The sequence below is a fragment of the Pseudomonas allokribbensis genome (assembly GCF_014863605.1).
Taxonomy (GTDB): domain Bacteria; phylum Pseudomonadota; class Gammaproteobacteria; order Pseudomonadales; family Pseudomonadaceae; genus Aquipseudomonas; species Aquipseudomonas allokribbensis.
Map to the genome: position 1 here is coordinate 284,360 of NZ_CP062252.1, position 24,972 is coordinate 309,331.

The following is a 24,972-nucleotide window of genomic DNA, read 5'->3' on the forward strand; positions in this document are numbered from 1 at the left end:
GAATTTGGGGTCAGGTACTTTCCCGCTCGATGACTTGGCATTGCAGCAAATTAAGTCGCTGCACCTCATCGCTCGGCAGCACGCCCAGACTTTCCAGTACTCGCGTCGCCGCCAGTACGCCGATCTCCAGCGCCGGCGGTTTGATCGTGCTCAGACTCGGCAGCAGCATCTCGGCGAACGGGTAGTCGCCGAAGCCGAGGACGGCGCAGTCTTCGGGAATCTTGAGGCCGGCCCGTTGCCCGGCGAGCAGGCCGCCGGCGGCGAGGTTGTCGTTGGCGAAGATGATGGCGTCCGGGCGCGGTGAGGTGTTCATCAGCGCTTCCATCGCTTGCTTGCCGGCCTCGAACGGGGCGCGATCGGCATCTGGTGCGAATACCCACGGTTCCAGACCGAACTCGCGGACGGTCGCTGCGTAACCGTCGCGGCGTTCCAGTGCGCTGAAGTCGCCGGGTGCGCTGTTCTGCACGAAGGCGATTCGCCGATAACCTTTGCCGTGCAGATAACGAGCGGCGCTGACACCCACCTCGAAGTGCGAAAAACCGATCTGCATCGGCTCGCGATCCGGCTGGTAATCCCAGGTTTCGATCACCGGGATATCCGCTTCGGCGAGCATCTTTTCCGTGCCCGCGCTGTGAAAGTGACTGGTGACCACCAGCGCCGCCGGCGACCAGCCGAGGAAGGCCCGTACCGCGTTTTCTTCTTGCTCGGCGCTGAAGTAACTCGAGGCCAGCAGCAACTGATAACCGTGGCGGCTGAGGGTGTCGCTGAAGCCTTGAATGGTGTTGGCGAAGATCGGCCCGGAGATGTTCGGGATCACCATGCCGACGATTTTTCCCCGCGCCGAGGCGAGTCCGCCGGCCACCAGATTCGGTACATAACCCAGCTCGGCGACTACAGCTGCGATCCGTTCACGGCGTTCGGGCGACACCTGGTCCGGCTGGTTGAAGTAGCGTGACACGGTAATTGCCGAAACACCGGCCTGGCGCGCCACCGCGTTGAGGGTCACGCGACCGGCGCCACGGCGTTTGCGGGGCTTTTCTTCGCTCAAGGCTCGATCCTTCTTAAAAACCAAAACGCATATAAAAGTAATTTTTCAGTATTGGACGGTCTATGTCCGGCTTGCCAATACTGGCGATGTTAGCGCTAACAAGGCGCATTGTCTGCTACTCGCTCGAGCGAATGCCCAAGACACCGAGACAGGCGCTGTCGTCGCAGAACGGCAGCGGTTCAGGGCAACTTTTCGAGCGGGCAAACATGCACAACATTCCTGGGGCGACACACAAACTGGCGCAATCGATCCGCGCTGCGGGCTGGCTACTCACCGGGCTGGCCGCGCTGCCGCTGCCCGCCGCGTTCGCCGCCGACAGCACCGATCAGGAGCCGACACTCAAGTCCGTCACGGTCACCGCCACCCGCCGCGAAGAGTCGCTGCAAAAGGTCCCGGTGGCGGTGTCGGTAATCGACGGCGAGCAACTGGAGCGCGACAACCGCAACAGCGTGGCGAGCATCGTCCAGCAAGTGCCGTCGCTGAATTTCCGCACTGGCGCGTCGAACAAGGACACCTCGTTGTTCGTGCGTGGCGTGGGGACGATTTCCACCTCGCCGGGTGTCGAGCCGACGGTGGCCACGGTGATTGACGGCGTGGTTTATGCGCGTCCCGGTCAGTCGACCCTCGATCTGCTGGACCTGGAGCGCGTCGAGGTTCTGCGCGGCCCGCAAGGCACGCTGTTCGGCAAAAACGCGTCGGCCGGCGTGCTGAACATCACCAGCAAGGCGCCGACCGCCGAGACCCACGGTTACATCGATCAGTCGTACTACAGCGGCAACGAAAGCCGCACCCGTTTCGGCATTGGCGGCAGCCTGATTCCAGACACGCTCAAGGGTTCGATCAGCACCTTGTTCGGCACTTACGACGGCAACGTCGATAACAAGCACAATGGCCAGGAGGTCAACGGTTACAACCATCGCGGTGTACGCGGCAAACTGGAATTCACCCCGAACGACGACGTCACCTTCACCCTGATCGCCGACTACATGCAGTCCCACGATGACGGCCCCAACGGCGTCGTCACCAAGTCGTTGACTCCGGCCTTCGCCAACGCGCTGAGTCCGGTCAGCGCCACCAGCCACAACCGCGACATCAACACCGACACCCGCACCCACGTCGAAGACACCAACAAGGGCCTGTCCGGCCAGCTCGACTGGCAACTGGGCGATTACACCCTGACGTCGATCACCGCGTGGCGTGGCTGGGACAACACCCAGTATCAGGACGGCGACCGCCTCGGCACGGTGACGGCCGCGTTCCCCGGCACGGCGGACAAGGGCGATCTGGCCTTCGACCAGTACTCGCAGGAGTTGCGTCTGGCCTCGCCGAAAGGCGAGTTCCTCGAATACGTTGGCGGCCTGTTCTACATGCACGGCAAGGATGACGAGACCTATCAGCGCACGCTGACCACGACCACGCGGACTGATCGCGGCGTCGCCGATTACAGCACCACCAGCGACAGCTACGCGGTGTTCGGCGAGAGCACGCTGAATTTCACCTCGGATTTCCGTGGCATCGCCGGCCTGCGCTATACCCACGACGATCTGGAATACGATCACCGTCGCGTTTCCACTTCTGCAACCACGGTCAGCGGCATTCAACCGGCGACCAGCAGCTCTGGCTCGGTGGACGAGGACGGCTGGTCTGGTCGGCTCGGTTTGCAGTACGACCTGAGCGATACCGTCACCACTTATCTGACCTACTCGCGCGGCTACAAAGGCCCGGCCTACAACGTGTTCTTCAACATGCAGCCGCGCGATACCGAAGCACTGAAACCGGAAACCTCCAACACCTGGGAGGCGGGGATCAAGGCTTCATCCTGGAACAATCGCCTGACCACCAACCTCGCGGTTTTCCACAGCGATTACGACAACTATCAGGCGAACTTTTTCGACACCGTCGCCGGCCAAGTGGTAACGCGCCTGATCAACGCCGGCAGCGTCAGCACCGAAGGCGTGGAACTCGATTACGCCTTGCAGGCGACCCAGCAACTGAAGTTCTCCGGAGCGCTGGCTTACACCCGCGCCCGCATCGACCAGTTCGCCTGCCCGGCGGGTGCGGCGGCGTCGTGCAACGTCAATGGCAAGCCGCTGCCGTTCAGCCCGGACTGGAAAAGCTACGTGCGCGCCGACTACACCATCCCGCTGGAAAACGGTCTGGATATCGAACTCGGCACCGACTACAGCTGGCAGAGCGAAGTGCAGTACGACATCAGCCAGAACGCCGACACCAAGCAGGGCGCCTACGGCCTCTGGAACGCCAGCGTCGCCCTGGCCGATTACACCAACGGCTGGCGCGTGGCGTTGCTGGGCAAGAACCTCACCGACAAGTCGTATTCGCCGTTGCTCGCCAGTGGTGGCAATTACATCTACCGCGCCGTGCCTCGCGACGACGAGCGCTACTTCGGCGTGCAACTGCGCAAGGAATTCTGAGATGAGCAGACAGCTGAAACTCGGCGCGTTTCTCATGGCCACCGGGCACCATGTCGCCGCGTGGCGTCATCCGGATGTGCCGGCCAACGCCGGGCTGGATTTCGCCCATTACAAACGTCTGGCGCAGATTGCCGAGGCAGCGAAGTTCGATACGTTGTTCGTCGCCGACAGCGTCGCTGCGCCGACCCAGGATATCGCCAGCCGGATGGCCCGTTCGGATCACTTCGAGCCGCTGACGTTGCTCTCGGCCTTGAGCGCCGTGACCGAACGCATCGGCCTGATCGCCACCGCCACTACCAGCTACAACGAGCCGTATCACGTGGCGCGTAAATTCGCTTCGCTCGATCACCTCTCGGGCGGGCGAGCGGGGTGGAATCTGGTGACCTCGGACAACGCCGCCGAAGCGCAGAATTTCGGCCGCGACGAACACATCGGCCATGCCGAACGCTACAGCCGCGCCCGGGAGTTTCATCAGGTGGTCACCGGACTTTGGGACAGTTGGCAGGACGACGCCTTCCTCCGCGACAAGGCCAGCGGAGCGTATTACGACCCGGAAAAATTGCATGTGCTGGATCACGTCGGTGAGCACTTCCGGGTCAAGGGCCCGCTGAACGTCGCACGTTCGCCACAGGGTCAACCGGTGATCGTGCAGGCTGGCTCGTCGGAAACCGGGCGTGAACTGGCGGCGCAGACGGCCGAAGTAGTGTTCACCGCGCAGACCTCACTGGCCAGCGCCCAGGCGTTTTACGCCGACCTCAAGGGACGCTTGCCGAAGTACGGACGCAGCGCCGACTCACTGAAAATCATGCCCGGTGTGTTTGTCGTCGTCGGGCAGACGGAAGCCGAAGCGCAGGAAAAATGTGAAACGTTTCAGCAATTGGTCGAACCCGAGGTTGGTGTCGCCCTGCTTGGGCGTATGCTGGGCAACTTCGACCTGTCGAAGTACCCGTTGGACGGGCCGCTGCCGGAATTGCCGCTGACTGAAAGCGGCCAGCAAAGTCGGCAGAAACTGCTGACCGAACTGGCCGGCCGGGAGCATCTGACCCTGGCCGAACTGGGCCGCAGAATCGCCGGCGGTCGCGGGCATTACAGCGTCGTCGGCACGCCGGCGCAGATTGCCGACCGCTTGCAGGAATGGTTCGAGCAGGGCGCGGCAGACGGTTTCAACGTGCTGGTGCCGCACTTGCCCGGCGGGCTCGAAGACTTCGCCAATGGCGTGGTCCCGGAACTGCAACGGCGCGGACTGTTCAGAACCGAATACGAGGGCCGGACCTTGCGCCAGAACCTTGGCCTCGCCCGTCCCGGCAATAGATTTGCGTAGCAATCGACACCCATTTCAAGACCGACAAGAGAGGATTCGATGACTTACACCGCTGCCGAAAACCGTTATGACTCCATCCCTTACCGCCGCGTCGGACGCAGCGGTCTGGTGTTGCCGGCGCTGTCCCTGGGCCTGTGGCACAACTTCGGCGACAGCACGCCGATCGACACCCAGCGTGCCTTGCTGCGCACCGCGTTCGATCTGGGGATCAACCACTTCGACCTGGCCAACAACTACGGCCCTCCCTACGGCAGCGCCGAGACCAATTTCGGCCGCTTGCTGCGCGAAGACTTCAAGCAATATCGCGATGAACTGATCATCTCCAGCAAGGCCGGTTGGGACATGTGGCCCGGCCCTTACGGTCAGGGCGGCGGTTCGCGCAAATACGTGCTGGCCAGCCTCGACCAGAGCCTGCAACGCCTGGGCCTGGACTATGTGGATATCTTTTATTCGCACCGCTTCGACCCGGACACCCCGCTGGAAGAAACCGCCAGCGCCCTCGCCACTGCGGTGCAGCAGGGCAAGGCGTTGTACATCGGCATCTCGTCGTACTCCGGCGTGAAAACTCGTGAGATCGCCGCGCTGCTCAAAGAGTGGAAAGTGCCGCTGTTGATTCACCAGCCGGCCTACAACCTGCTCAACCGTTGGGTGGAAAAAGACCTGCTCGACACCACCGAAGAACTCGGCACTGGCGTGATTGCGTTCACCCCGCTGGCGCAGGGTCTGCTGACCGACAAATACCTCAACGGCGTGCCGGCGGATGCGCGAGTCAATCGTCCGGGGGGTGGTTCGTTGCAGGCTTCACATTTGTCCGAGGCCAACATCGCTCATGTGCGGGCGTTGAATGAAATCGCCAAGCGTCGTGGCCAGAGCCTGGCGCAACTGGCATTGGCGTGGACGCTGCGGGATCCGCGAGTGACCTCGGCGCTGATCGGCGCGAGCCGGCCGGAGCAGATTGTCGAGAACGTCGGGGCGTTGAAGAACCTGAGTTTCAGTGCGGAAGAGTTGGCGGAGATCGACCGGTTTGCCCAGGAGGGCGGGATCAATCTTTGGGAGAAGCCTTCGACGGCGGAATAACGACACACTGATCGTTCCCACGCAGAGCGTGGGAACGATCAATTGTTCAGCGAAAAAACGGCACATCCCCCAACACCGTAGCCCGCTGCATCACCCGCTGCGCCGGCCGGTAATCATCCACCGCGTAATGCTGCGTCACGCGGTTATCCCAGAAAGCAATGTCGTCCTTCTGCCAGCGCCAGCGAATGGTGAACTCCGGCCGCGTCGCGTGGGCGAACAGGAACTTCAGCACCGCTTCACTCTCGGTTTCCGACAGCTCATTGATCTTCGACGTGAAGCCTTCGTTGACGAACAGCGAACGCCGTCCGCTCACCGGGTGCGTGCGAATCACCGGATGCGACAGCGGTGGATTCTTGCGCCGCGCCTCTTCCCACTGCGCCCGTGCTTCTGGCGTGTTGCCATAGCGCTCCAACGGAAACGAGCGGGTGAAGTCGTGAGTCGCGGTCAGCCCTTCGAGCAGCGCTTTCATCGGCGTCGACAGCGCTTCATACGCGGCAATCCCGCTGGCCCACAACGTATCGCCGCCGAACTCCGGCAACAGCTTGGCGCTGAGCACCGCGCCCATGGCCGGGGTTGGCAGGAAGGTGACGTCGGTGTGCCAGATCGCGTTGTCGCGCACGTCGGTGACGGCGGTATCGAGGATCAGCACTTCCGGCTGTTCCGGCACGTTCGGGTAGATCGGGTGAATGTGCAGATCGCCAAAATAGTGGGCGAAGCGCGCCTGTTGCGAAGGTTCGATCGGCTGATTGCGGAAGAACAGCACTTGATACTTGAGCAGCGCCTGCTCGATGGCGTCGCGCTGTTCCAGGTTCAGCGGCTGGCTGATGTCGACGCCGCTGATCTGTGCGCCGAGGGCCGAGCTTAACGGGGTGATGTTCAGGCTGCTCATGGTGGTTCTCTTCAATTCCGGGGCCCCGAAACTGTCGGGGTAGTCAGTGCTGAAAAATCAGTGGGCCTGGCCGTGCCACGGCACCAGTTTGCGTTGCAGGGCGCGCAGGCCCATTTCCATGGCGAAGGCGATCAGGGCGATGACCAGAATCCCCAGCACCACCACATCGGTGACCAGGAACTGCGCGGCCGACTGCACCATGAAGCCCAGGCCACTGGTGGCCGCGATCAATTCGGCGGCGACCAGAGTCGACCAGCCGACACCCAGGCCAATGCGCACACCGGTCAGAATATCCGGCAGCGCGCTCGGCAAAATCACGTGGCGAATCAGTTGTGCGCGAGTGGCGCCCAGCGATTGCGCAGCGCGCAGTTTGGCCGGGTCGACGGTGCGCACGCCGGTGGCAGTGGCAATCGCGATCGGGGCGAAAATCGCCAGGTAGATCAGCAGCACTTTCGACAACTCGCCGATGCCGCACCAGATCACGATCAGCGGCAGATACGCGAGCGGCGGAATAGGGCGGTAGAACTCGATCAGCGGATCCAGCACACCTCGGGCGATGCGGTTGGCGCCGATGGCGATGCCCACCGGCACGGCAGTCAGAATCGCAAAACCCAGGCCCAGACCGATGCGGCTCAGGCTCGCGCCCAGGTGCTGCCACAACGTCGAATCCATGTAACCCGTGGTCGCCAGTAACCAGCCTTTTTGCAGCACGGCGGACGGTGGCGGCAGGAACAGTGGTTCGATCAGGCCGGTGGCCGTGACGGCCCACCAGATCACCAGCAACGCGAACAGAGTCAGCAGGCTGATCCAGCGAGTGCTGAGGCTGCGGCGCACGGGAATCACCACCGACGTGGCGGCGGGTTTCACTGCGGTGGCGGAAACGTCGTAACTGCTCATGCGCGCTCCTGCCGCTGAACGGCGCTGCGTTGCGAGAACACTTTGGCGAGCACGTGTTCGCGGGTTTCGATGAAGCGCGGATCGGACTTGATCGACCGCGCCGATTCGCCGGCGGCGTAGCGCTGGCCGAAGTCGAGGTGCAGGCGTTCGACGATCTGCCCCGGATTCGGCGCCAGCAGAATCAGGTCGGTGGCGAGGAACACCGCCTCTTCAATGTCGTGGGTAATCAGGAACACCGGTTTGGCGGTGCGTTGCCAGACTTGCAGCAACAGTTCCTGCATCTGTTCGCGGGTGAAGGCATCGAGGGCACCGAAGGGTTCGTCCATCAGCAGCACGCGCGGGTCGGCTGCGAGGGCGCGGGCCAGGCCGACACGTTGCTTCTGGCCACCGGAGAGTTGCCAGATGCGACGTTTTTCGAAACCGGAGAGATCGACCAGCGCAAGCATTTCCCGGGCGCGTTGTTCGCGTTTGTCCTTGGGCACACCGGCCAGTTCAAGGCCGAAGGCGACGTTGGCCAGCACGTCCTGCCAGGGCAGTAGGGCGTCGTCCTGGAACACCACGCCGCGCTCGGCGCTCGGGCCTTTGACTGGCACGTTGTCGAGGGTGATGCGGCCGGCGCTCGGTTCGACGAAGCCGGCAATCAGGTTCAACAGCGAAGTCTTGCCACTGCCGGACGGGCCGAGGGCGACCAGCAATTGCTGGGGTCCCAGGGTCAGAGAGATATCCGCCAGCACCGGTTCCGGGCTGCCGGGATACTGTGCGCTGATGCGCTCCAGCTGTAGCAAGGCCATCGCAATTAACTCCCGATCAGTTGGTGATGTACTTGGCGCTGACGTACGGCGCGTAGTCCGGCAGAACCGCTTCGACCTTGCCTTGCTCCTTGAGGAACGCAGCGGTGTCGGTGATGGCTTTGGTGGTCGGCGCGCCGAGGTCACTGACCTGATCCGCCGCCAGCGGGTAGACGTTGCCTTGCAGCAGCAAAGGAATGTCGCTGGCCTTGGCGCCGGAGAGTTTCACCAGTTTGTCGACGTTGCTCTGATTGGCGATCCAGGCTTTCGGATCCTTGCGGTAGTCGGCGTAGGCGTCGAGGGTGACCTTGGCGAATGCGGTAACGATTTCCGGGTGCTTCTCGGCGAAGTCTTTACGCACGATCCAGGCGTCGAAAGTTGGCGCGCCGAACTTGGCCAGCTCTCCGGAAGTGATCAGCACTTTGCCGTTTTCCTTGGCCACACCCAGCGCCGGATCCCAAACGTAGGTGGCATCGATGTCACCGCGCTTCCACGCGGCAATGATCGCTGGCGGGGCGAGGTTGAGGACGGTGACTTTCGAAGGGTCGATGTTCCAGTGCTTCAGCGCGGCCAGCAGGCTGTAGTGACCGGTGGACACGAATGGCACGGCGATTTTCTTGCCGACCAGATCCTGCGGCGTCTTGATGCCGGAACCGTCGCGAGCGACCAGCGCTTCAGCAGCGCCGATCTGTGTGGCGATGAGGAAGGTTTCCACCGGGACTTTGCGGGTGATCGCGGCAGTCAGGGGGCTGGAACCGAGGTAACCGATCTGCACATCGCCGGAAGCGATGGCGGTGATGACGTCCGCGCCGTTGTCGAACTTGCGCCAGCTGATGTCGGCCTTGGTGGCTTTTTCATAGGCGCCGTCGGCCTGGGCGACTTTCGCCGGGTCAACGGTGGTCTGGTAGGCGACGGTGAGGTCGGCGGCCTGAGCCAGGAAACTCGCGGCAGCCAGAGAGGCCACGGCCAGCAGGCGAAGCGGGACATTCAGTTTCATTGAAGAGCTCCATATCAGGCGACCGAGCGTCGGCGTGAAAGGAGACTAAATGATCTAAGAATCTAGAAATAAATAACTTTTTAGACTTAGCTTATGAGCGGAAAAATCTAAGGGAAGGCAGAGCAGATCGTTCCCACGCTCTGCGTGGGAACGCCTCAATGGACGCTCTGCGTCCCGGCGATAGTGACGCGGTGCGTCAGGAGCTGCATTCCCACGCGGAGCGTGGGAACGATCGGAGAAGGAAGTGTCAGTTGCTGATCGCCAGAATACTCGCCTGATACGACCCGACAAACACGTCGAAATCGCCCACCTCGTTCTGCTCCAGCTCAGCCTGTTGCGCCAGCGACGACCGCGCCAGTTCTTCAAACTTCGCCTGTTCCTCAGCCGCCAACGGCTCGCTGCGGAAGAACTCGGCGTGAGCCTGGCTCTGGCGCAGGGAGAATTGCGCGAAACTTTCCTTGTGCTCGGCCATCGCCGCCAGCACCTGGGCCGAAGGCGTCAGGGACGAATCCTTGACCTTGGCCAGTTGTGCGTCGAGTGCCTTGCTGTGGGCATCGCCGCCATGGCTTTGATCCAGCAGCGCCGCCAGCGGAGCGATTTTTTCCAGCAGTTCGGCGGCCCATTCCTTCAGTTCGACCGGTTGGCCGTCACGCTGCAATTGCAGGCCTGGACGACGACCTTCCTTGACCACGCTGAGGAAGTTCGACGTGGCGTTGCCGCAGCTGATGTTGGTCAGCAGCGGGCTGTCGTTCAGTGCGCAGTACAGCAGGAACGCGTCGAGGAAGCGCGATTCGGTGAGGTCGATGCCCATCGGCAGGAACGGGTTGATGTCCAGGCAACGCACTTCGACGTACTGGATGCCACGGGCGACCAGCGCCTGGATCGGCCGCTCGCCGGTGTAGGTCACGCGTTTCGGGCGGATGTTGGAGTAGTACTCGTTTTCGATCTGCAGGATGTTGGTGTTCAGTTGCACCCACTCGCCATCCTGGTGCGTGCCGACTTCTACGTACGGCGCGTATGGCGTGGCCACCGCCTTGCGCAGACTGTCGGTGTAGCTTGCCAGGTCGTTGTAGCAAGGGGTCAGGCCAGCCTGGGCGTTGCTCTGGTAACCGAGGTCACTCATGCGCAGGCTGGTGGCGTAAGGCAGGTACAGAGTGTCCGGGTCCAACTGTTCCAGCTGATGCGAACGGCCGCGCAGGAACCCCGCGTCCAGCGCCGGCGAAGCACCGAACAGGTACATCAGCAGCCAGCTGTAGCGACGGAAGTTACGGATCAGCGCGATATAGGACGACGACTGGAAATCCCGGTCGGTGCCGACGAAGCCTTCGGCTTCTTTCAGCAGCGGCCAGAGTTTTTCCGGCAGGGAGAAGTTGTAGTGAATCCCGGCGATGCACTGCATGGTCTTGCCGTAACGCAGGGCCAGGCCCTTGCGGTAGACATACTTGAGCTGACCGATGTTGGAGGTGCCGTAATAGGCGATCGGGATGTCTTCCTCGGCCGGCAACGGGCACGGCATCGATGGACTCCACAGGTACTCGTTGCCGAGCTTGCTGTAGGCGAAGCGATGAATCTTGTCCAGGCTGGCCAGGGTGTCGGCCGGGTCTGGCAGGGCAGGCGTGATGAATTCCAGCAGCGACTCGGAATAGTCGGTGGTGATCTGTTCGTTGGTCAGCGCGGAACCCAGGCTTTCAGGGTGCGGCGTTTGCGCCAGACGTCCCTCGCCGGTCACGCGCAGGCATTCACGTTCGATACCGTGCAGGCACTGCTCGAGCAGAGAGAGGTTGGCGCGCTCACCGAGCAGAGCCAGGCGGCGGTTGAGAAGTTCGCTCAATTTGGATTCCTTCACGCGTCAGTCGCCCCAATATGGGGGTGGGCAGGACGGTCTACAAGGGTGAAGTTGAAACTGGCGTTTTCGCCTGGTTTTCGGGCCATGAAAGCCCCATTGGAAACGCCAACTTCAGTCCCTGAATCTGGCAGACGCGGGCGAGGAAAATTCCGACGCTGCGATCACAGCGCCGAAATTAACTCAAAATGATGAACAACATCTACAGGACAGCGAACGTGCCTTGCGCTTTTGCGACCAGTTTGTCGCCCTGCATCACGTCGGCTTCGACCACCAGCGTGCGCCGGCCCGGGTGGATCACCCGCGCCGTGCACATCACCTCGCCCTCGGAGACGGCGCGGATGTAGTTGATCTTGCACTCGATGGTCGCGCTTTGCTGGTCAAAGCCGTGGGTGCTGGAGCAGGCCAGCCCCATGGCGATATCGACCAGACTGAACAGCGCGCCACCGTGCAGCTTGCCGCCGCGGTTGCGCAGTTCGGGTTCCAGCACCAGGGCGACTTGCGCCACCCCGGTTTCCAGGCTGTGCAGGCGGCAGCCCAACAGCTTGAAAAACGCGCTCTCGACGAGCCCGGCCGGAATTTCCATCAGCGTTTCTTCAACTGCTTGGCGTTGGCGAACAGCGACGCCATGGCGTTGTTCGCCGGAGCCGCCGGGGTGCTTTCCTTGCGCGGCGCCGAACCCTGCGACTGGCGTGGCGCCGAGCCTGGACGCGCGCCACGGGCACCGTCGATTTTCTCGCCCGGGGTGTCGCTCATGCGCATCGACAGGCCGACGCGTTTGCGCGGGATGTCGACTTCCATGACCTTCACTTTCACCACGTCACCGGCCTTCACCGCTTCGCGCGGATCCTTGATGAACTTCTCCGACAGCGCCGAGATGTGCACCAGACCATCCTGATGCACGCCGATGTCGACGAACGCGCCGAACGCGGTCACGTTGGTCACCACACCTTCGAGGATCATCCCCAGTTGCAGGTCTTTCAGGTCCTCGACGCCTTCCTGGAACTCGGCGGTCTTGAACTCCGGACGCGGGTCGCGGCCCGGTTTTTCCAGTTCCTGCAGGATGTCGGTGACGGTTGGCAGACCGAAGGTCTCGTCGGTGAATTTCTTCGGATCCAGACGCTTGAGGAACCCGGTGTCGCCGATCAGCGAGCGGATGTCGCGGTCGGTTTCAGCGGCGATGCGTTGCACCAGTGGATAGGCTTCCGGGTGAACGGCCGAGGAATCCAGCGGGTTGTCGCCGTTCATCACGCGCAGGAAGCCGGCGGCCTGTTCGAAGGTTTTTTCGCCCAGACGCGCGACTTTCTTCAGTGCAGCGCGAGTCTTGAACGCGCCGTGCTCGTCACGGTGAGTCACGATGTTCTGCGCCAGGGTCGCGTTGAGGCCGGAGATCCGCGCCAGCAGCGCCACGGAAGCGGTGTTCACGTCCACGCCCACGGCGTTTACGCAGTCCTCGACCACAGCGTCCAGGCCGCGTGCCAGTTTCAGTTGCGACACGTCGTGCTGATACTGACCGACACCGATGGATTTCGGATCGATCTTCACCAGCTCGGCCAGTGGATCCTGCAGGCGACGGGCGATGGACACGGCACCACGGATCGACACGTCCAGATCCGGGAATTCCTTGGCTGCCAGTTCCGATGCCGAGTACACCGATGCGCCGGCTTCGGAGACCATGACCTTGGTCATTTTCATCGCTGGGTATTTTTTGATCAGCTCGATGGCCAGTTTGTCGGTTTCACGGCTGGCGGTGCCGTTGCCGATGGCGATCAGGTCGACCGAGTGCTTGGCGCACAGGGCGGCCAGGATCGCGATGGTCTGATCCCATTTGTTGTGCGGCACGTGCGGGTAAACCGTGGCGTGATCCAGCAGCTTGCCGGTGGAGTCGACCACCGCAACCTTGCAGCCGGTGCGCAGGCCCGGGTCGAGGCCGAGGGTTGCGCGCGGGCCGGCCGGAGCGGCCAGCAACAGGTCGTGCAGGTTGTGGGCGAACACGTTGATCGCTTCGGTTTCGGCGCCATCGCGCAGCTCGCCGAGCAGGTCGGTTTCCAGGTGGGTGTAGAGCTTGACCTTCCAGGTCCAGCGCACCACTTCACCCAGCCATTTGTCGGCCGGACGGTTCTGGTTCTGGATGCCGACTTGCTGGCCGATCATGCCTTCGCACGGATGCATGGTGCCCGGCAGTTCGTCGCCAACCTTCAGTGCGGAGCTGAGAATGCCTTCATTGCGGCCACGGAAAATCGCCAGCGCGCGGTGCGACGGCATGCTTTTCAGTGGTTCGTCGTGTTCGAAGTAATCGCGGAACTTGGCGCCTTCCTCTTCCTTGCCGGCGATCACGCGGGCACTGAGGGTGGCTTCCTGCTTCAGGTAAGTGCGCAGTTTTTCCAGCAGGTTGGCGTCTTCGGCGAAGCGCTCCATGAGGATGTACTTGGCGCCTTCCAGCGCAGCCTTGACGTCGGCCACGCCTTTTTCGGCGTCGATGAAGCGTGCGGCTTCGGCTTCCGGGGCCAGGCTCGGGTCGTTGAACAGACCGTCGGCCAGCTCGCCGAGGCCGGCTTCCAGGGCGATCTGGCCCTTGGTGCGGCGCTTCTGCTTGTACGGCAGGTACAAGTCTTCGAGGCGGGTCTTGGTGTCGGCGAGTTTGATTTCGCGCTCCAGTTCAGGGGTGAGTTTGCCCTGCTCCTGGATGCTGGAAAGGATGCTGATGCGCCGTTCGTCGAGTTCTCGCAGGTAGCGCAGACGCTCTTCCAGATGACGCAACTGAGTGTCATCGAGGCTGCCGGTCACTTCTTTCCGGTAACGGGCGATGAAGGGAACGGTAGAGCCTTCATCGAGTAGCGCGACGGCCGCTTCGACCTGTTGTGGGCGTACGCCGAGTTCCTCGGCGATGCGGCTGTTGATGCTGTCCATAAAACCACCTGACAAATTGTGAAAGCAGGCTCGCAGGCACGTAAATAAAGGCCCGGAGTCTGGTTGGGCGGCCTGACGCTTGCCGCTGCCTGGGTCAAAAGGCATCCCATTGACCCGTGAAATCGAACAATTACTGCGAGGGCCGGGAAAATAAGAGACGGCCACCTGCGGTAACGATTCAGACGTTGCCTGACACAAAAGGCCGCGCATTATAACCAGCGTTCTGTCATTCGGGGGCGACGCAGTCTGTAGGCTCAAGCCCCGGTTTTCTGGCAGTGAAGGAAAAATCTGCTAACAATGCACACGGTGCGTATAACGGCAGCTACGCCATAATGCGCGCCGAGCTAAAAGGAGCATCCAATGAGCAGCACTGCACAAACTGCTGAAGGCGAAAAAATTCTTATTGTTGACGATGATCCGGGGCTGAGCAGCCTGCTGGAACGCTTCTTCGTCAGCAAGGGCTACCGCGCCCGCGCCGTACCGAATACCGAGCAGATGGATCGTCTGCTGTCGCGTGAAGTGTTCAACCTGGTCGTCCTCGACCTGATGCTGCCGGGCGAAGACGGCCTGACCGCTTGCCGTCGCCTGCGTGGCGCGAACAATCAGATCCCGATCATCATGCTCACCGCCAAGGGCGACGAGTTGAGCCGTATCAAGGGCCTGGAACTGGGCGCCGACGACTACCTGGCCAAGCCGTTCAACCCGGACGAGTTGATGGCCCGCGTCAAAGCCGTGCTGCGCCGTCAGGCCGCACCGGTGCCGGGCGCGCCGGGCAGCGAAGAAGAGAACGTCACGTTCGGTGACTACGTGCTGTCCCTGGCCACCCGCGAACTCAAGCGCGGCGACGAAGTGCACATGCTCACCACCGGTGAGTTCGCGGTACTCAAGGCCCTGGTGATGAACGCCCGTCAGCCGCTGACCCGCGACAAACTGATGAACCTGGCCCGTGGCCGGGAGTGGGATGCCCTGGAGCGTTCCATCGACGTGCAGATTTCCCGTCTGCGCCGGATGATCGAACCCGATCCGTCCAAACCGCGCTACATCCAGACTGTCTGGGGCGTGGGTTATGTGTTCGTGCCGGATGGCAACTCCACCAAGTGACGGGTGATTTGTAGGAGCGGGTCTGCGGGGAGCGGTCAAAATTGCCGCCTCCGCAGACTCGTTATCCGCAATATGCGAGCATTGCTCGCTCCTGCAAGTGCGTAGCGGTTATCCATGAAAACCCCTGTCTGGTTCCCCCAAAGTTTCTTCTCCCGCACCCTCTGGCTGGTGCTCATCGTCGTATTGTTTTCCAAGGCACTGACCCTGGTTTATCTGCTGATGAACGAGGACGTGCTGGTGGACCGTCAATACAGCCACGGCGTCGCCCTGACGCTGCGTGCCTATTGGGCTGCCGATGAAGAAAACCGCGCGAAGATCGCCGATGCCGCGACCCTGATCCGGGTGGTCGGTGCCGGTGTGCCGGAAGGCGAGCAGCACTGGCCGTACAGCGAAATCTACCAGCGGCAGATGCAGGCGGAACTGGGTGCCGACACCGAGGTTCGCTTGCGCATGCATTCGCCGCCGGCGTTGTGGGTGCGTGCGCCGAGCCTGGGTGATGGCTGGCTGAAAGTGCCGTTGTACCCGCATCCATTGCGCGGCCAGAAAATCTGGAACGTACTCGGCTGGTTCCTCGCCATCGGGTTGCTCTCGACCGCGTCGGCATGGATCTTCGTCAGCCAGCTCAATCAGCCTTTGAAGCGTCTCGTATATGCCGCACGGCAACTCGGCCAGGGCCGCAGCGTGCGCCTGCCGATCAGTGACACACCGAGCGAAATGACCGAGGTTTATCGCGCCTTCAACCAGATGGCCGAGGACGTCGAACAGGCCGGCCGTGAACGTGAACTGATGCTCGCCGGGGTTTCCCACGACCTGCGTACGCCGCTGACCCGTCTACGGCTGTCGCTGGAACTGATGGGTGACCGCACCGACCTGACCGACGACATGGTGCGGGACATTGAAGACATGGACGCGATTCTCGACCAGTTCCTCGCGTTCATTCGCGATGGTCGGGACGAGTCGGTGGAAGAAGTGGATCTGAGCGATCTGGTGCGCGAGGTCGCGGCGCCGTACAACCAGAGTGAAGAGAAGGTGCGCTTGCGTCTGGAGCCGATCCAGCCGTTTCCGCTACGCCGGGTATCGATGAAGCGTTTGCTGAACAACCTGATCGGCAACGCGTTGAACCATGCCGGCAGCGGCGTCGAAGTCGCGGCTTACGTATCCGGCGATACCAGTGCGCCGTACGTGGTGTTGAGTGTGATGGACCGTGGGGCGGGGATTGATCCGTCGGAGCTTGAGGCGATTTTCAACCCGTTCACCCGTGGCGACCGTGCGCGGGGCGGAAAGGGTACCGGGCTGGGGCTGGCGATCGTCAAGCGGATTGCTTCGATGCATGGCGGCAATGTCGAGCTGCGCAACCGCTCCGGTGGCGGGCTGGAGGCGCGGGTGCGCTTGCCGCTGGGGTTGATGCTGCCGCGAGACGCGGTTTAAGTTTCAGGCGGCCTTGCGGCCGCCTGAATCAAGGTTCATCCCTTGCCTTTGGTGCGGGTCATGTTTGGCCCGCCATTCTTCTCGAGATGCTCGATGATGATCCCCGCCACGTTCTTGCCGGTGGTGGTCTCGATCCCTTCCAGGCCCGGCGACGAGTTCACTTCCATCACCAGCGGCCCGTGATTCGAACGCAGGATATCCACACCCGCCACCGCCAGGCCCATGACCTTGGCGGCGCGCAACGCGGTCATGCGCTCTTCCGGGGTGATCTTGATCAGGCTGGCGCTGCCGCCCCGGTGCAGGTTGGAGCGGAACTCCCCGGGCTTGGCCTGACGCTTCATCGCCGCGATCACCTTGTCGCCGACCACGAAGCAGCGGATGTCCGCGCCGCCGGCCTCCTTGATGTATTCCTGCACCATGATGTTCTGCTTGAGGCCCATGAACGCCTCGATCACCGACTCCGCCGCCGTCGCGGTTTCGCACAGCACCACGCCGATGCCCTGAGTCCCTTCCAGCACCTTGATCACCAGCGGCGCGCCGTTGACCATGTCGATCAGGTCGGGAATGTCGTCCGGCGAGTGGGCGAAGCCGGTCACCGGCAAACCGATGCCCCGGCGCGACAGCAATTGCAGCGAACGCAGCTTGTCCCGGGAACGGGCGATGGCCACCGATTCGTTGAGCGGAAACACCCCCATCATTTCGAACTGGCGCAGCACCGCGCAGCCATAGAACGTCACCGATGCGCCGATCCGCGGGATCACCGCATCGAAACCTTCCAGCGGCTTGCCGCGATAGTGGATCTGCGGCTTGTGGCTGGCGATGTTCATGTAGGCGCGCAAGGTGTCGATCACCACCATTTCATGCCCGCGTTCGGTGCCGGCTTCGACCAGACGACGGGTGGAATACAGACGCGGATTCCGCGACAGCACAGCGATCTTCATGCAACACCTGTGGAGGAGGTAGATACCGGGAACACCGGCTTGTCTTGTACATACTTGATACCCGGATTGACCACCAACTGGCCGTCGATCAGGGCTTTGGAACCGAGCAACAGGCGATAGCGCATGGACTTGCGGCAGGCGAGGGTGAACTCGACCGGCCAGACCCGATCACCGAGGGCCAGGGTGGTGCTGATCACATAGCGCACCTGGGCCTGGCCGTTGGAACTCTTGATGGTCTTGCGGGTGACCAGCGGTGCTTCGCAACGCCGGTGGCGCAATTGCACCACCGTGCCCAGGTGCGCGGTGAAACGCACCCACTTCTCGCCGTCCCGTTCGAACGGCTCGATATCGGTGGCGTGCAGGCTGGAGGTACTGGCACCGGTGTCGATTTTCGCCCGAAGGCCTGCGACTCCCAAACCTGGGAGCGCCACCCACTCGCGCAGACCGACAACGGTCAAATGGTCAAATGTCTTCAAAAAAATGCTCAACCGGTGAAAACCGATCAGCCCGCAGGGGGCCGGATTTGCGGTATTCACGCAGAATAGTGGTTAAAAGGCGACAGATATCTACGGCCCGGATTTGCGCGCTCTCAAGCACGCCCCGGAATGTGTGCATTGTAATCCGGGACAGCACAATTCATGGCACGACAGAAACGGTAGTACAGTTCATCAATATTTCAGAATGAGGAAATTCCATGGCACAAAAAAGCGAAGAGGACGACAAGGTCCGTCTCGACAAATGGCTGTGGGCTGCACGTTTTTTTAAAACCCGCGCCTTGGCCAAAGCCGCCATCGAAAGTGGCAAGGTGCATTGTCGGGGAGAGCGCTGCAAGCCTGGCAAAGAGCCACGCATCGGCGATGAATTCGAGATTCGTACCGGCTTCGATGAAAAGACTGTCGTGGTCCAGGCCCTGTCGATCGTGCGCCGTGGCGCGCCGGAAGCGCAGACGCTGTATGCGGAAACCGAAGCCAGTATCGCCAAGCGCGAGGCGGCTGCAGCGATGCGCAAGGCGGGCGCGTTGGGTGTGACCACCGACGGCAAACCGAGCAAGAAACAGCGTCGGGACTTGTTTAAATTTCGTGGGAACAGTAGCGGCGAATAAAAAATCGCAGCCTGCATGCGCTCCCTGAGGAGCTGCCGGCGGCTGCGATCTTTTCAGGCGCATCGAATTAGCGGAGCGCCACCACACTCATCCGCGAAACCACCGGCAACTTGCCCACCAGCGCGAAAATCGGCGCTGTGATCTTCAGCCAGAAGTTCGCTGCGTGATAGGCAAACGGTGTGTAGTAACCCCAGCCCAACGCCCATACCGCCAACAGCAGGCCACCGATGTAATCGTCCTGGCCCCAGTGCGCGCCGGCCACCAGACGCGGCAGCATGAACAGCAGCGCCAGGCCCCAGACCGTCAGGAACTGGCCGGCGGAGCGACTGAAAACGCCCATGAACAGCGCCCAGATCAACAGCACCGAAGCATGGTCACCGGGGAAACTCTGGCTCGAGCGATCCTTCAGCTCAAAGGTCTTCTCGAGATGCGGGAAGTAGTCGCTCATATGAACGGCGCCCTGGAGCACCATGGATGGGCTATTGTGCTGCCAGCCCATGTGGTCGGCGAATTTGGAAAACAGCGCGCGGATCACCACCATCAGCAGCAGGATCGAGAAAAATCCGAAGAAGGCGCGACGCACGTCAATCGCCTTGAACACCCAATCGCCCTTGATCAGCAGGGTCAGCAGGATCAGTCCGACGACAACGTCGAACGGGCGCAGACTTGCAATTGCCCAGATGTGGAGCCATATGGGGTTGCTGGCCAGCGGTGCATTGAGTGAGCGGAACAGCCACTCGTCGAAAATCACACACAGCATCTGACCCGTAGGCCATAACCAGAAAGCCAGTAGTGCCAAAGGCACTGCATTGCACAGAACCAGCCGGCCGAGGTTCCACCTTGATTGGAACAAACCCGGATTGTTCATAAAATGCCTCCCGTGGCTGAACATAGGCATCAAAATGGATGCCAGAAGCGCGGGATTTTCATTCTTTGTAACCTTTTTGTCATTAAAATCAGATACCTAGACCTATGACCGATTTCCTCGATACCGATTACACCCAACGCTTCATCTTCGATGACAGCGACACGCGCGGCGAACTGGTGTCGCTGGAACGCAGCTACGCCGAAGTGCTCGCCAAGCACCCGTATCCGGAGCCGGTTGCGCAATTGCTGGGCGAACTGATGGCTGCTGCGTCGTTGCTGGTAGGCACCCTGAAATTCGATGGCTTGCTGATACTTCAGGCGCGCTCCGAAGGCCCGATCCCGCTGCTGATGATCGAGTGCTCCAGTGACCGCGAAATTCGTGGCCTGGCCCGTTATGAAGCCGACTTGATCGCCGCTGATGCGACCCTCTCCGACCTGATGCCCAACGGCGTGTTGGCGTTGACTGTCGATCCGACGGTGGGCCAGCGCTACCAGGGCATCGTCGACCTCGACGGCGAAACCCTGTCCGACTGCTTCACCAACTACTTCGTCATGTCCCAGCAGGTTGGCACCCGCTTCAAGCTGTGCGCCGATGGCCGTCGCGCCCGTGGCCTGCTGCTGCAGCAACTGCCTGCCGATCGCCTGAAAGATGAAGAAGAACGCGCCGCCAGCTGGCAGCACATCACCGCGCTGGGCAACACCCTGACCGCTGATGAACTGTTGAGCCTGGACAACGAAACGGTTCTGCATCGCCTCTACCATGAAGAACAGGTCCGTCTGTTCGATGTGCAGAAACTGCGCTTCCATTGCAGCTGCTCCCGCGAACGCTCGGGCAACGCACTGGTCAGCCTGGGTCTGGAAGATGCGCAGCAATTGGTGGCCGAGCAGGGTGGCAGCGTCGAGATCGATTGCCAGTTCTGCAACCAGCGCTACCTGTTCGACGCGGCGGATATCGCTCAATTGTTCGCTGGTGCGGGTGTCGAGACGCCGTCAGATACCCGGCACTAAAACGGTTCAGCGCAGGTAAATTCACTGCTCAACGACGGAATAACGCCGTTACGACGGGAGGGCCCTACTCTTTTTGGGCTTTTCTGGCATAATCCGGCCCACTTTTTTCGCGGTAGTAGTGCACGACTTTCTACTACAAAACGTTTGGAGCACACTCGGCCACTGGCCGACGGGGAACCTCATGACGCAAGCCAATAACGCCGTGTACACCGATCTGAGTGTTGATGATCTGGTAAAAGAAGCCCTGAAACGCGGTGAAGGCGAGCTTGCCGATACCGGCGCTCTGGTAGTTCGCACCGGTCACCGCACCGGCCGTTCGCCAGTCGACCGTTTCATCGTTGAAGAGCCTTCCACCCAGGACGCAATCGCCTGGGGCCCGATCAACCGCAAGTTCCCGGCCGACAAGTTCGACGCGCTGTGGGCTCGTGTTGAAGCATTCAACAACGCGCAAGAGCATTTCGTTTCCCACGTGCATGTAGGCGCGGCCGAAGATCACTACCTGGCCGTGAAGATGACCACCCAGACTGCCTGGCAGAACCTGTTCGGTCGTTGCCTGTTCATCAACCCGGCTCAGTACAACCCGGCCGGTCGTGACGAGTGGCAAGTGCTGAACGTGGCCAACTTCGAGTGCGTGCCTGAGCGTGACGGCACCAACTCCGACGGTTGCGTGATCCTCAACTTCGCCCAGAAAAAAGTGCTGATCGCCGGCATGCGTTACGCCGGTGAAATGAAGAAAGCCATGTTCTCCGTGCAGAACTTCCTGCTGCCGGCCGCTGACGTGCTGCCAATGCACTGCGCTGCCAACATCGGCGAAGAGGGCGACGTGACCCTGTTCTTCGGTCTGTCCGGCACCGGCAAGACCACCCTGTCCGCCGACGAAAGCCGTTACCTGATCGGTGACGACGAACACGGCTGGGGCGAAGGCGTTGTCTTCAACATCGAAGGCGGCTGCTACGCCAAGTGCATCGACTTGTCCGAGAAGAACGAGCCGGTCATCTGGAAAGCCATCAAGCACGGCGCTGTGCTGGAAAACGTCGTGATCGACGATGCCAAGCACGCCGACTACGCCGATGTCAGCCTGACCCAGAACAGCCGCGCAGCCTACCCGCTGGAGCACGTTGCCAAGCGTTCCGAGAAGAACCTGGGCGGCGAGCCGAACGCTGTGATCTTCCTGACTTGCGACCTGACCGGCGTACTGCCGCCAGTGTCGATCCTGAACAACGAGCAGGCGGCCTACCACTTCCTGTCCGGCTACACCGCACTGGTGGGCTCGACTGAAATGGGTTCGGGCAGCGGCATCAAGTCGACCTTCTCCACCTGCTTCGGCGCACCGTTCTTCCCGCGTCCGGCTGGCGAATACGCTGAGCTGCTGATCAAGCGCATCAAGGGCTTCGGCTCCAAGGTCTACCTGGTCAACACCGGCTGGACCGGCGGTGGCTACGGCGTCGGCAAACGCTTCAACATCCCGACCACCCGCGCCGTGATCGCAGCGATCCAGAGCGGTGCACTGATCGGTGCCGAAACCGAACACCTGGACACCATCAACCTGGATGTGCCACTGGCCGTACCAGGCGTCGAAACCAACCTGCTCAACCCACGCAACACCTGGGCTGACAAGGCTGCGTACGACGAAGCTGCCAAAGCACTGGCCGGTCTGTTCATCGAGAACTTCAAGAAGTTCGACGTGAGCGATGCGATCAAGGCTGCCGGGCCTAAGTTGTAAGACTTAGTTCTGGTGAATGAAAAAGCCGCCTCTTGTGGGCGGCTTTTTTGTGGGCGTTCAGTTATCGAGTAAGTGCCATTATTCCCGCACGATACGGTGTGAACTGCCAGAATTCTGCTACTTAAGATGCAAGCTTTTCGCCAATGCAGCGATCAAAAATTGCCTCAAGGCCCCGGTAATCGCATGCCACAGCATCGATGTTTGCCGGAATCCAGGCCTCATCCTTGATCAACCACCAATCTACTGCAAAACCAGCATTGATGATGATGTGCTCAAAAAGAATGCGTTGGGCACGACCATTGCCTTCACGAAAAGGATGAATGACGTTCAGATCGCCGTAGGCTTCAGCAACTTTTACTACAAGATCTGACCTTTCCAGCCCCTCGAACCATGCGGAGCGTTCCATAGAGAGAAAAATTTTGTCAGCTTCCGGGAGGATCCTCTCCGCAGTGCAAAAAAATGTTTCGCCTTTTTGGATGTTAACGGTACGCAGCAGTCCAGCCCAATCATAGACGTCGCAAAAAAGAACTTCATGGACGTGCTGCAAGCGCCTGAGGTCATAAGGAGGGGGGAGAAGATGAAATCGGCTGATTGCGATTTCAGAGAGCTCTCGCTCTGCTTTTTGAAGTTGTTCTTCACAATGGATGTTGAGCAAATTACGCAAAACATCGGTGCCAGGGTAACAATAAGGGTCTTGCCCAACCCCGTACTTGTCCACCATTAACGGCCGTTTTGACGATATTTTTCGATAACCGATTCCCGCGAAGGAAGTGGTTTTTCAGCGTCGGCACGGGTGGTGTCAAAGCCTTCAAGCCGCAGACTCGCCAGATAGTTGGACCGGCGGACCTTGTCGTAATAAGCCTGCTTTTGCTGGAACGTCAACTCGCTCATGTCATATGCCTCTTTGTGCTGGATTCCAGTGTAGCGCAATCGTGTTCCCGGATCGGTCGGGATTTTCGATGCTTACAGATGTGTTGCCTGTCATTGGGTTGATGGGGTTCTTTGGGAAATCCATCGATACTCGATTGGCAGTCGGTTCGGTGCTGACGGCGAAAGATTTCATCTGCCTGTTTGACGCTTTCCATCAGCTCATCAAAAAATTTGCTCACCGGAATCTCCATTGTTCGATTGCTGTTTTTTAGATCGCTCTCAGGTAATGCGTGAGAGCGATTCGATCACTCAGCTTCAGGCCGGGGCTTTCCAGCTGAGCATTTTCTGCTGGGCGACTTGCAGCAGGTCACAGCCGTCAAGGGCATGCATCAGTTATCTCTGTTTTTCAGGTGACCAAAGCTGAATCGCGGCTTGGGCAGCGACAGTCACAACTATAGATTTTGGCCAATCAGCGCCGATAGAAGACAAGGCGCCACTTCCTGTAGGAACGGGATGCAGATTTGGGCAGGCCGTTCCTACAGATCAATCACGGTTTTCAACAAATAGCCCGATACCCTTCAACATCCAGCACACTCGTCGTCAGTCCACTCGCCGGGCTGTAGATCGTGCCTTTCACTGTCGAAAACGGGACGCCTTTGCTGCCCAGCGACACGTAGCGTTCACCCTGGTCCAGTTCGGTGAACCAGGTGTAGGAGCATTTCTCCATGGCCTTGTATTTCGCTGCCGCGTTGACGAGGGCCGCGGTGTGGTTTCGCAGGGTGGCGTCGGTGAGGTTGAGGTTTTTGTCGAGTACGGTGCCCCAGCGTTTCAGGCAGACCTCGGCAAAGTGGCGGACGATGAGGCCGGGTTCGGCCAGCACTTTGGGACCACTGTTGCCATCGGCGGAGGCGTTACCGACCAGTGTGGCGTGACGGCCAGGCATGGGGAAAATGCTGGTTTTGGTGCCGGTCGCGGTTTGCGGGATGACGCAGCTGAAGCCTTTCGAGCGTTCGTCCCGTGCATAGAAGCCTACATATTCTTTTACGTTGGAATTGAGCTTTACCCGATGTTCCTGAAAGTTACCAATACCTGGCACGGGATCAATGGCGAAGATATTTACCGGGATGTTTTTCAATGCGTTGTCCTTGAACATTGCGTTTGCCAACATGTGGCAACTAATACCGCCGCGGCTCCAGCCCACCAGATTGACTTTTGTTGGAATAACTCCGTCCTTGCGAAAGGTTTTAATAATTTGCTCCTGTAACTTCTGTTGCGTGACGCTGCGATCGCCATAGTTATATTTACGCCACAGCCAGGAACCTTCGACTTTTACATCTTCAATGGGAATGCCTGCAGCCTTGAGGCGGTTGTATTCCGCTTCGGTCAGTTGCTCGCGCTGCCAGTCGCATTGGCCTTTGATGATGTTCATCGCGTGCTGGACGTTTTCCTCCCAGCCCTTGCCGAACAGGGTTCCGCTGAGGCCGTAGTCCTTGGATCGGGTGAACAGTTCATCGGCTTGCAGGTTGCTGGTGCCGGGGCCGTCGACCACGATCCATTCGGCGAACTCGCGACCGGTATGATGGGAGGCCAGTGTGGAGACCAATTCGCCATCCCAATAGTTTTCGTGGGCGTTATCAAACTTTGTCGAACCTGTACCGCAAAAGAAAATAGTCAGCGTAGTCATGTTGTTGCTCTTGGTTGATGTAAGAACAAACAGGCTAGTTCTGAAT

23 protein-coding genes are annotated in these 24,972 nt (G+C 60.6%); 9 read left to right on the plus strand and 14 right to left on the minus strand.

Annotated features, from left to right (window positions below; genetic code table 11):
* Positions 1–10 precede the first annotated feature (10 nt).
* Entirely contained in the window at positions 11–1,048 is a 1,038-nt protein-coding gene (locus IF199_RS01225; RefSeq protein ID WP_192559488.1) for a LacI family DNA-binding transcriptional regulator, read from the minus strand.
* A gap of 206 nt (positions 1,049–1,254) precedes the next feature.
* On the opposite strand from IF199_RS01225, the gene IF199_RS01230 reads away from it, so the two are divergent.
* Genes IF199_RS01230 through mgrA form a run of 3 tightly spaced genes read left to right on the plus strand, consistent with a single transcriptional unit; the run spans position 1,255 to position 5,878 of the window.
* Entirely contained in the window at positions 1,255–3,480 is a 2,226-nt protein-coding gene (locus IF199_RS01230) for a TonB-dependent receptor (RefSeq protein WP_192559489.1), read from the plus strand.
* Position 3,481: 1 nt separating this feature from the next.
* On the plus strand, positions 3,482–4,801 hold the full coding sequence (locus tag IF199_RS01235) for an LLM class flavin-dependent oxidoreductase (protein WP_192559490.1): 1,320 nt from the start codon (positions 3,482–3,484) through the stop codon (positions 4,799–4,801).
* A gap of 39 nt (positions 4,802–4,840) precedes the next feature.
* Complete coding sequence (gene mgrA / locus IF199_RS01240) at positions 4,841–5,878, plus strand: L-glyceraldehyde 3-phosphate reductase (RefSeq protein WP_192559491.1); 1,038 nt, start codon at positions 4,841–4,843, stop codon at positions 5,876–5,878.
* Positions 5,879–5,924: 46 nt separating this feature from the next.
* On the opposite strand, the gene tauD is transcribed toward mgrA, so the two are convergent.
* The 7 genes from tauD to IF199_RS01275 all read right to left on the minus strand — a co-directional run bounded on the left by tauD (position 5,925) and on the right by IF199_RS01275 (position 14,202).
* Complete coding sequence (gene tauD, locus IF199_RS01245; RefSeq protein ID WP_192559492.1) at positions 5,925–6,767, minus strand: taurine dioxygenase; 843 nt, start codon at positions 6,765–6,767, stop codon at positions 5,925–5,927.
* A gap of 57 nt (positions 6,768–6,824) precedes the next feature.
* Positions 6,825–7,664, minus strand: coding sequence for a taurine ABC transporter permease TauC (tauC, locus tag IF199_RS01250; protein ID WP_064382739.1), 840 nt, complete (start codon positions 7,662–7,664; stop codon positions 6,825–6,827).
* Positions 7,661–8,455 (minus strand): taurine ABC transporter ATP-binding subunit, encoded by a 795-nt coding sequence (tauB, locus tag IF199_RS01255; protein WP_192559493.1) that lies wholly within the window; start codon positions 8,453–8,455, stop codon positions 7,661–7,663. Before tauB ends, tauC begins: the two co-directional genes overlap by 4 nt.
* A gap of 16 nt (positions 8,456–8,471) precedes the next feature.
* Positions 8,472–9,449 (minus strand): taurine ABC transporter substrate-binding protein, encoded by a 978-nt coding sequence (gene tauA / locus IF199_RS01260; protein WP_192559494.1) that lies wholly within the window; start codon positions 9,447–9,449, stop codon positions 8,472–8,474.
* Between the two features lie 247 nt (positions 9,450–9,696).
* Complete coding sequence (gene gshA / locus IF199_RS01265) at positions 9,697–11,280, minus strand: glutamate--cysteine ligase (RefSeq protein ID WP_102620597.1); 1,584 nt, start codon at positions 11,278–11,280, stop codon at positions 9,697–9,699.
* 214 nt (positions 11,281–11,494) lie between these two features.
* Positions 11,495–11,878, minus strand: a complete 384-nt coding sequence (locus tag IF199_RS01270; RefSeq protein WP_085712709.1) for a PaaI family thioesterase — start codon at positions 11,876–11,878, stop codon at positions 11,495–11,497.
* Positions 11,878–14,202, minus strand: coding sequence for a Tex family protein (locus tag IF199_RS01275; RefSeq protein WP_192559495.1), 2,325 nt, complete (start codon positions 14,200–14,202; stop codon positions 11,878–11,880). Before IF199_RS01275 ends, IF199_RS01270 begins: the two co-directional genes overlap by 1 nt.
* Before the next feature lie 360 nt (positions 14,203–14,562).
* Between IF199_RS01275 and ompR the strand changes: the two genes are divergently transcribed.
* Both ompR and IF199_RS01285 read left to right on the plus strand, forming a co-directional pair.
* Positions 14,563–15,303 (plus strand): osmolarity response regulator transcription factor OmpR, encoded by a 741-nt coding sequence (ompR, locus tag IF199_RS01280; RefSeq protein WP_007952694.1) that lies wholly within the window; start codon positions 14,563–14,565, stop codon positions 15,301–15,303.
* Positions 15,304–15,417: 114 nt separating this feature from the next.
* A complete protein-coding gene (locus tag IF199_RS01285) occupies positions 15,418–16,731 on the plus strand; it encodes an ATP-binding protein (RefSeq protein WP_096821905.1) in 1,314 nt (437 codons plus the stop codon).
* A 35-nt stretch (positions 16,732–16,766) separates the two neighbouring features.
* Here the strand turns inward: IF199_RS01285 and rimK are convergent, their stop codons facing one another.
* A complete protein-coding gene (rimK, locus tag IF199_RS01290) occupies positions 16,767–17,672 on the minus strand; it encodes a 30S ribosomal protein S6--L-glutamate ligase (RefSeq protein WP_007949201.1) in 906 nt (301 codons plus the stop codon).
* On the minus strand, positions 17,669–18,148 hold the full coding sequence (gene rimB / locus IF199_RS01295; RefSeq protein WP_102620599.1) for a retropepsin-like aspartic endopeptidase RimB: 480 nt from the start codon (positions 18,146–18,148) through the stop codon (positions 17,669–17,671). Before rimB ends, rimK begins: the two co-directional genes overlap by 4 nt.
* A 218-nt stretch (positions 18,149–18,366) precedes the next feature.
* Here rimB and IF199_RS01300 point away from each other — a divergent pair, with 218 nt between their 5' ends.
* Positions 18,367–18,774, plus strand: coding sequence for an RNA-binding S4 domain-containing protein (locus tag IF199_RS01300; protein WP_096821906.1), 408 nt, complete (start codon positions 18,367–18,369; stop codon positions 18,772–18,774).
* 67 nt (positions 18,775–18,841) lie between these two features.
* Here IF199_RS01300 and IF199_RS01305 read toward each other — a convergent pair whose 3' ends face one another.
* Positions 18,842–19,642, minus strand: a complete 801-nt coding sequence (locus tag IF199_RS01305; protein WP_192559496.1) for a phosphatase PAP2 family protein — start codon at positions 19,640–19,642, stop codon at positions 18,842–18,844.
* A 104-nt stretch (positions 19,643–19,746) separates the two neighbouring features.
* Between IF199_RS01305 and hslO the strand changes: the two genes are divergently transcribed.
* On the plus strand, positions 19,747–20,649 hold the full coding sequence (hslO, locus tag IF199_RS01310; protein WP_096821908.1) for an Hsp33 family molecular chaperone HslO: 903 nt from the start codon (positions 19,747–19,749) through the stop codon (positions 20,647–20,649).
* A 181-nt stretch (positions 20,650–20,830) separates the two neighbouring features.
* Complete coding sequence (locus IF199_RS01315; protein WP_102620601.1) at positions 20,831–22,372, plus strand: phosphoenolpyruvate carboxykinase; 1,542 nt, start codon at positions 20,831–20,833, stop codon at positions 22,370–22,372.
* Positions 22,373–22,493: 121 nt separating this feature from the next.
* On the opposite strand, the gene IF199_RS01320 is transcribed toward IF199_RS01315, so the two are convergent.
* On the minus strand, positions 22,494–23,093 hold the full coding sequence (locus IF199_RS01320; protein ID WP_192559497.1) for a Fic/DOC family protein: 600 nt from the start codon (positions 23,091–23,093) through the stop codon (positions 22,494–22,496).
* Entirely contained in the window at positions 23,093–23,263 is a 171-nt protein-coding gene (locus tag IF199_RS01325; protein WP_096821911.1) for a YhfG family protein, read from the minus strand. Before IF199_RS01325 ends, IF199_RS01320 begins: the two co-directional genes overlap by 1 nt.
* A 68-nt stretch (positions 23,264–23,331) precedes the next feature.
* On the opposite strand from IF199_RS01325, the gene IF199_RS30280 reads away from it, so the two are divergent.
* Positions 23,332–23,514: a hypothetical protein gene (locus IF199_RS30280; protein WP_208491899.1), complete on the plus strand. Its 183-nt coding sequence runs from the start codon at positions 23,332–23,334 to the stop codon at positions 23,512–23,514.
* 284 nt (positions 23,515–23,798) lie between these two features.
* Here IF199_RS30280 and IF199_RS01330 read toward each other — a convergent pair whose 3' ends face one another.
* Positions 23,799–24,926: a hypothetical protein gene (locus tag IF199_RS01330; protein WP_192559498.1), complete on the minus strand. Its 1,128-nt coding sequence runs from the start codon at positions 24,924–24,926 to the stop codon at positions 23,799–23,801.
* Positions 24,927–24,972 lie beyond the last annotated feature (46 nt).

Excerpts from the sequence above, each read along its gene's own strand:
- IF199_RS01320 (WP_192559497.1), bottom strand. The coding sequence starts at position 23,093 with ATGGTGGACAAGTACGGGGTTGGGCAAGACCCTTATTGTTACCCTGGC.
- tauC (WP_064382739.1), bottom strand. The coding sequence starts at position 7,664 with ATGAGCAGTTACGACGTTTCCGCCACCGCAGTGAAACCCGCCGCCACG.
- IF199_RS01300 (WP_096821906.1), top strand. The coding sequence starts at position 18,367 with ATGGCACAAAAAAGCGAAGAGGACGACAAGGTCCGTCTCGACAAATGG.
- IF199_RS01235 (WP_192559490.1), top strand. The coding sequence starts at position 3,482 with ATGAGCAGACAGCTGAAACTCGGCGCGTTTCTCATGGCCACCGGGCAC.
- IF199_RS01330 (WP_192559498.1), bottom strand. The coding sequence starts at position 24,926 with ATGACTACGCTGACTATTTTCTTTTGCGGTACAGGTTCGACAAAGTTT.
- tauA (WP_192559494.1), bottom strand. The coding sequence starts at position 9,449 with ATGAAACTGAATGTCCCGCTTCGCCTGCTGGCCGTGGCCTCTCTGGCT.
- tauD (WP_192559492.1), bottom strand. The coding sequence starts at position 6,767 with ATGAGCAGCCTGAACATCACCCCGTTAAGCTCGGCCCTCGGCGCACAG.
- IF199_RS01305 (WP_192559496.1), bottom strand. The coding sequence starts at position 19,642 with ATGAACAATCCGGGTTTGTTCCAATCAAGGTGGAACCTCGGCCGGCTG.
- IF199_RS01270 (WP_085712709.1), bottom strand. The coding sequence starts at position 11,878 with ATGGAAATTCCGGCCGGGCTCGTCGAGAGCGCGTTTTTCAAGCTGTTG.
- IF199_RS01230 (WP_192559489.1), top strand. The coding sequence starts at position 1,255 with ATGCACAACATTCCTGGGGCGACACACAAACTGGCGCAATCGATCCGC.
- rimK (WP_007949201.1), bottom strand. The coding sequence starts at position 17,672 with ATGAAGATCGCTGTGCTGTCGCGGAATCCGCGTCTGTATTCCACCCGT.
- mgrA (WP_192559491.1), top strand. The coding sequence starts at position 4,841 with ATGACTTACACCGCTGCCGAAAACCGTTATGACTCCATCCCTTACCGC.
- IF199_RS01285 (WP_096821905.1), top strand. The coding sequence starts at position 15,418 with ATGAAAACCCCTGTCTGGTTCCCCCAAAGTTTCTTCTCCCGCACCCTC.
- IF199_RS01315 (WP_102620601.1), top strand. The coding sequence starts at position 20,831 with ATGACGCAAGCCAATAACGCCGTGTACACCGATCTGAGTGTTGATGAT.
- hslO (WP_096821908.1), top strand. The coding sequence starts at position 19,747 with ATGACCGATTTCCTCGATACCGATTACACCCAACGCTTCATCTTCGAT.
- IF199_RS01275 (WP_192559495.1), bottom strand. The coding sequence starts at position 14,202 with ATGGACAGCATCAACAGCCGCATCGCCGAGGAACTCGGCGTACGCCCA.
- IF199_RS01325 (WP_096821911.1), bottom strand. The coding sequence starts at position 23,263 with ATGAGCGAGTTGACGTTCCAGCAAAAGCAGGCTTATTACGACAAGGTC.
- ompR (WP_007952694.1), top strand. The coding sequence starts at position 14,563 with ATGAGCAGCACTGCACAAACTGCTGAAGGCGAAAAAATTCTTATTGTT.
- IF199_RS30280 (WP_208491899.1), top strand. The coding sequence starts at position 23,332 with ATGCTTACAGATGTGTTGCCTGTCATTGGGTTGATGGGGTTCTTTGGG.
- tauB (WP_192559493.1), bottom strand. The coding sequence starts at position 8,455 with ATGGCCTTGCTACAGCTGGAGCGCATCAGCGCACAGTATCCCGGCAGC.